This window comes from Empedobacter stercoris, assembly GCF_020281205.1.
Taxonomy (GTDB): Bacteria; Bacteroidota; Bacteroidia; order Flavobacteriales; family Weeksellaceae; genus Empedobacter; species Empedobacter stercoris.
In genome coordinates, this window is the sequence record NZ_JACXZC010000058.1 from 1 (window position 1) to 2,098 (window position 2,098).

1 protein-coding gene is annotated in these 2,098 nt (G+C 23.4%); it reads right to left on the minus strand.

The annotated features are described in order from the left end of the window. Positions 1-139: 139 nt before the first annotated feature. On the minus strand, positions 140-1,660 hold the full coding sequence (locus IF125_RS14085) for a helix-turn-helix domain-containing protein (RefSeq protein ID WP_225542917.1): 1,521 nt from the start codon (positions 1,658-1,660) through the stop codon (positions 140-142). Positions 1,661-2,098: the final 438 nt, after the last annotated feature.

Genomic DNA, 2,098 nt, shown 5'->3' on the forward strand with positions numbered 1-2,098 from the left:
ATTAATCAAAATAATAATACAATAATATTAAATAAAAACTCTACTTTTAAGTGTTCTTAACAAGGGGAAGATTACAACACTACAAAAACATTTGTAGAAAAGTCATTGAACATTATATTATGCAGCTAAGTTTATTAAATTAAAGAATAGTTTTTTCTTTGTTTAATTGGTTTATATAATTTCCTGGTGTAATTTGTTTCTCTTTTTTAAAAGCGTTTATAAACTTACTAGATGATGAAAAGCCACATTTATCAGCTAAATAACTGATTTTATATTTGCGATAAACAGGTTCTTGATTTAATTTATCAACAATATAATTAATTCTTAGTGAATTTATGTAGTTATTAAAATCTTTATTTTTATGTGAATTTATAACATGAGACATATACTTTACATTTGTATCGCAAAATGTGGCTAATGAAGCTAAAGTTATTGTTTTCTTGTTAAAGAATAAATTGGTTTCAAACAGTTCTAATTTTGCCAATATTTTTTTTTCAACAACAGCAGATATAACAATCTCTCTTTTATCTTTTTGAAATTTCTTATCTTTCAATTGAAAAAGCTCCTTTTTAATTATTTTTAGATTGTTTTTATATTTTTTTCTATATAATAAGAAACATAAAATTCCAATAAGGCTGAATATTGAAATTGTTAATGCATAATAAAAATTATAAGATTTCTTTTTGTTTAAATTCTGATTATTTATCAATAATTTTTCTTGCTCTTTATCTACTAAAGTATTAATATTCTCTTGAATTTTATTTGATATAGAGTCTCTTGATTTACGAATTTCCAAGACCTCCTCTGTTTTATTTTCTAATTGACCAAATTCTTCAATCGTTTTTAAAAGTTCTTCTTTTAAAGATAAATATTCAGAACGGTTAACAACATCCTTTAGTAATACTATATATTCTTTTGCTTTTGAGAGATTATTTCTTTTTATATAAATCTTAGCCAAACCATTGTAGGACAATATTTTTACATTATTATTAGGATGGTCTTTGAAAAGATCTAATGATTTATTATAATGAATAAAAGAATTTTCCAAATCATTTAATTGATAATAGCATAAACCTAGTAACTGTTCATTACTTGCTGTAAAAAAATTATAATTGGAATTTTTATTGATTGTAAAATATTTTTGTGATGAATTGATATGAGTAATAGCATTAAGATACCTTTTTTTATCTATCTCTAAATAAGCTTTTTCTTGGTATATAATACCCAAAAAAGTTGATTTTTGCTCAATCGCTTTTATTTTTTCTGATTCTTTTATTGCAGTTTGTAAATAAAAATTGGACTGATAAAATAAAGAAGACAATCTATATTGCGTTGCTAAAAAACCATATATTTTCATTTTCTGAATTGGGTCCTCAGTATCTTCTACTAGTTTCTGTGCGTTAATCGCATATTCTATTGCTTTTGAATAATTACTTTTTTGTTGCCAAAGCGTAGCGGTAAGCATTAAACTTTTAATACGATACGGTATTGACTCTGAAATCGAATATAATGAATCTGAAATCTCCAAGGCTTTCTCGAAATTCTCTTGGGAGATTTCTAAATATACCTTCTTATAAATTTCTTCAAATTTATCCGGATTTTGCGCTAAGCCCAAATGTGGAAAAATCAGTAGAGATATAAATTTTATAAAATTTTTCAAAATTATTAATTTGTTTTAAATGTGTATATTGAACAAAAAAATTGAATATCTATGCTTAAGATTAATAGGATGAGAGGACTAAAAGTTTACTTTGAAAAACTTATAGAATTTATTTTTTATTTAAAAAGATTATGTTGACTGTCAGCCTATACATTAACAAAAATATTGTTATAAAAATATATAAACGAAATTTATTTAATAAATATCTTTACTATAATCTCATTGTCATACATGGGTTAATATAAATACTCCGTTTTTTATCATTATTACTACTCGCAAAATTATACTCTCGCAATTATTTATTCCAATACAGGTTACATTACACAAGATCTTTAAAAATAGTATTTTAAGTTATATTAATTGTACGTTGTCAAAATGATTTGGACACCTCTTTCTAAAAATTAAGAGAGTGTTTGGTTTATAAATTTATTATTTTTT